We start from the raw sequence: 4142 nt of genomic DNA, 5'->3' as shown, positions 1-4142 counted from the left end.
TGGTTGCGGGGGCAGGATTTGAACCTGCGGCCTTCAGGTTATGAGCCTGACGAGCTACCGGGCTGCTCCACCCCGCGTTGACTGGTTTTATTATAGCATAAAGGCCGCATTTGCGGCCTTTTGATTTGGGCATTTTTGCCCTTTTGTGATTGAGAAGATTTTGAGTTGCGTTTTGCAGACCTGGCAGCGACCTACTCTCCCGCGTCTTGAGACGAAGTACCATTGGCGCTGGGGCGTTTCACGGCCGTGTTCGGAATGGGAACGGGTGCAGCCGCCCCGCGATAACCACCAGGTCGGCAAAACGCAACATATGATCCATGCGTTTCGCATGGATCATATGATTGCTTGTTGATTGGTGTACCTTATCCTGTTCGCTTTCGCTCACAGGGGACACCAATTGGCCATACGGTCACCTCGCATATGAGGCAACGTCTGATCCAAGCGATCACAGACCATGTTTTCACATGGAAACTGTTGTTTTCGAGAAGCTGGGAAGCTTGCGCTTCGTTTTAATTTACACGTCTTTCTGTGACCGATCCGTATCCCACCTTTGCTCGAGACCGAGCATGGCAGCCATACAGGACGCTAGTCCGTCGCGCCTTATGGCGCGCGCCGTCCGCAGGGCCTTTGGCCCGTGAGGACAGAAGATGATGTCATCGAACTTTGTTCGATGAACATATTCAATGGGAACGAAGAAGTCGATCGAGCTATTAGTAACGGTAAGCTTCACACATTGCTGTGCTTCCACACCCGTCCTATCAACGTGGTCGTCTTCCACGGCTCTGATAGGGAACACTCGTTTTCAGGTTGGTTTCCCGCTTAGATGCCTTCAGCGGTTATCCATTCCGTATATAGCTACTCTGCTATGCCCTTGGCAGGACAACAGATCCACCAGAGATACGTCCATCCCGGTCCTCTCGTACTAGGGACAGATCCTGTCAATATTCCTACACCCACGGCAGATAGGGACCGAACTGTCTCACGACGTTCTGAACCCAACTCACGTACCGCTTTAAATGGCGAACAGCCATACCCTTGGGACCTGCTCCAGCCCCAGGATGCGATGAGTCGACATCGAGGTGCCAAACAACCCCGTCGATATGGACTCTTGGGGGTCATCAGCCTGTTATCCCCGGCGTACCTTTTATCCGTTGAGCGATGGCCCTTCCACACGGGACCACCGGATCACTATGACCGACTTTCGTCTCTGCTCGACTTGTCAGTCTCGCAGTCAGGCTAGCTTATGCCATTGCACTCGACGACCGATTTCCGACCGGTCTGAGCTAACCATCGCGCGCCTCCGTTACTCTTTCGGAGGCGACCGCCCCAGTCAAACTACCCACCATACACTGTCCCGGATCCGGATAACGGACCGCGGTTAGACATCCACGAAGATAAGGGTGGTATTTCAAGGATGGCTCCACAGAAACTGGCGTCCCTGCTTCAAAGCCTACCACCTATCCTACACATGCCTTGGCGAATGCCAGTGTAAAGCTATAGTAAAGGTGCACGGGGTCTTTCCGTCTGACCGCAGGAACCCCGCATCTTCACGGGGAATTCAATTTCACTGAGTCTATGTTGGAGACAGCGGGGAAGTCGTTACGCCATTCGTGCAGGTCGGAACTTACCCGACAAGGAATTTCGCTACCTTAGGACCGTTATAGTTACGGCCGCCGTTTACTGGGGCTTCAGTTCAGAGCTTGCACCCCTCCCTTTAACCTTCCAGCACCGGGCAGGCGTCAGACCCTATACGTCGTATTGCTACTTCGCAGAGCCCTGTGTTTTTGATAAACAGTCGCTACCCCCTGGTCTGTGCCACCCCATCATACTTGCGTACAAAAGGGTCACGCTTCTTCCGAAGTTACGCGTGCAATTTGCCGAGTTCCTTCAACATAGTTCTCTCAAGCGCCTTGGTATACTCTACCTGACCACCTGTGTCGGTTTCGGGTACGGTCTATACGGTGGAGCTATTTCCTGGAACCTCTTCGCCGCCCAACCAATCCAATAAGGTTGAACAACACACGAGATCCGTCACTACCACCAGGCTCACGAATATTAACGTGGTTCCCATCGACTACGCGTGTCCGCCTCGTCTTAGGGGCCGGCTAACCCTGCTCAGATTAACTTTAAGCAGGAACCCTTGGTCTTTCGGCGAGGGAGTCTCTCACTCCCTTTATCGTTACTCATGTCAACATTCGCACTTCCGATATCTCCAGCAGCCCTCACGGGTCCGCCTTCACAGACTTACGGAACGCTCCGCTACCACTTGCACAAAGTGCAAATCCTCAGCTTCGGTGCATGGCTTTAGCCCCGTTACATTTTCGGCGCAAAGACCCTTATTTAGACCAGTGAGCTGTTACGCTTTCTTTAAATGATGGCTGCTTCTAAGCCAACATCCTGGTTGTTTTGGGATCCTCACATCCTTTCCCACTTAGCCATGACTTGGGGACCTTAGCTGGAGGTCAGGGTTGTTGCCCTTTTCACGACGGACGTTAGCACCCGCCGTGTGTCTGCCGACTAGTACTCCTCGGTATTCGGAGTTTGGTTAGGATCAGTAAGACGGTGAGTCCCCATAGCCCATCCAGTGCTCTACCCCCGAGGGTATTCGGTCGACGCTCTACCTAAATAGATTTCGCGGAGAACCAGCTATTTCCGAGTTTGATTGGCCTTTCACCCCTAGCCACAAGTCATCCCGAACTATTGCAACAGTTATGGGTTCGGCCCTCCAGTTGGTGTTACCCAACCTTCAGCCTGCTCATGGCTAGATCACTCGGTTTCGGGTCTAATGCAACTAACTCAATCGCCCTATTCAGACTCGCTTTCGCTGCGCCTACACCTACCGGCTTAAGCTTGCTAGTTACACTAAGTCGTTGACCCATTATACAAAAGGTACGCCGTCACCCTTGCGGGCTCCGACTGTTTGTAGGCATCCGGTTTCAGGTTCTATTTCACTCCCCTCGTCGGGGTGCTTTTCACCTTTCCCTCACGGTACTTGTTCGCTATCGGTCATGCACGAGTACTTAGGCTTGGAGAGTGGTCTCCCCATGTTCAGACAGGATTTCACGTGTCCCGCCCTACTCAAGGACAATGACTGTTCTACGCGTAAGGGGCTATCACCCTCTATGGCCGACCTTTCCAGATCGTTCCGCTTTATTCATCATTGCCACTGGCCTGGTCCGCGTTCGCTCGCCACTACTTGCGGAGTCTCGGTTGATGTCCTTTCCTGCAGGTACTTAGATGTTTCAGTTCCCTGCGTTCGCTTCTTACACCCTATGTATTCAGGTGCAGATACCTCATTGCGATATCTAGAAACCTCTTTCGCTGAACCCTCGAACCCGGACATACCGGGTTTTGTTCTGTCCTCACGGCCGAAGGCCTGCGGACGGCGCGCCGAACGATCGGCGACGACCTAGCGGTCTGTATGGGAAGCCCATCAGACCGTTCAAAACAATCAAGGTGTTTAGCAAAACAGATTTTCTAGATATCTGAGGTGGGTTGCCCCATTCGGAGATCCATGGATCAAAGCTTATTCGCAGCTCCCCACGGCTTTTCGCAGCGTATCACGTCCTTCTTCGCCTGTGCATGCCAAGGCATCCACCAAATGCCCTTAATTCACTTCTTCGTTCTCATTGTCTATGCTCATCATCAAGTCGCCATCCCGAAGGGATGAACGACAAATCCGGTTACCTTTTACAACCAGATCAGGTCACGATGACATCGACGTGTCGGTATGGTCTTCCTTGAGGGCACGCCGGTGCACCTCGAAGCCATACCATTAAGACCAGCTTCTCGAGATATCATCCGGTGATGCGCGGTCAGGCAACACCAATCCAGCATCTTCATCAGAGGAACCAAGGTTCCAACAACAAAAATGCCTCGGACAAGCTTTCCTTCCTACCTCCAATCCCTCCACCAATTCCGGCCGACTAAGCCATCTCATGGTTTCTCTGGGACTGGGCTCGGACGCTTCAAACCACAAGGGCTCAAAACACCTGGAAGCTTCCAGACATATCTTCTCTTCACAATGTATTCAGAACAGGCATCAATTCTTGCGAATGATGCAAACTTTTATTTCTTCAGAAGACAATTTGCACTCACGCGCCGAAGGCGCTCCGTGAGGGCGCCAAACAATTGGCGACGCG

General features: G+C 52.5%; 1 tRNA gene and 2 rRNA genes. All 3 read right to left on the bottom strand.

Annotated features, from left to right (window positions below):
- Positions 1-77, bottom strand: a tRNA-Met gene (locus BTE54_RS21460).
- Between the two features lie 101 nt (positions 78-178).
- Positions 179-293, bottom strand: a 5S ribosomal RNA gene (gene rrf, locus BTE54_RS21455).
- Between the two features lie 396 nt (positions 294-689).
- A 23S ribosomal RNA gene (locus BTE54_RS21450) occupies positions 690-3622 on the bottom strand.
- Between the last annotated feature and the right edge of the window lie 520 nt (positions 3623-4142).

The organism is Agrobacterium sp. YIC 4121, from assembly GCF_002008205.1.
Classification (GTDB): Bacteria; Pseudomonadota; Alphaproteobacteria; order Rhizobiales; family Rhizobiaceae; genus Agrobacterium; species Agrobacterium leguminum.
Note: the sequence above shows the minus strand (reverse complement) of the source record. Positions and strands in the feature narration are given on the sequence as shown.